Source organism: Belnapia sp. AC561 (assembly GCF_979252845.1).
On record NZ_CEEDBP010000292.1, the window covers coordinates 1 to 260 of the forward strand.

1 protein-coding gene is annotated in these 260 nt (G+C 50.4%); it reads left to right on the plus strand.

The window, feature by feature from the left end; all coding sequences use genetic code 11:
- Positions 1-36: 36 nt before the first annotated feature.
- The coding region (locus tag AC0IW9_RS31130; RefSeq protein ID WP_471652161.1) for a transposase at positions 37-260 on the plus strand (224 nt) is incomplete at its 3' end.

Genomic DNA, 260 nt, shown 5'->3' on the forward strand with positions numbered 1-260 from the left:
GAAGCGTTCGACGTAAAAGTTTACGCATATTGTTTGATGAGCAATCATGTCCACCTCCTTCTTGCTCCCGGCGATTCAATTGCAGGTCTGAGTCAATTCATGAAAACCCTGGCTGCTCGTGCGACTCGGTTTCGTAACAAGCTGGAAGGGCGTACCGGAACATTGTGGGAAAGCCGATACAGGTCAAGCTTGGTCCAGAGCGATCATTACTTGCTCGCATGTTCCCGATATATTGAGCTAAATCCGGTGCGGGCGCGGAT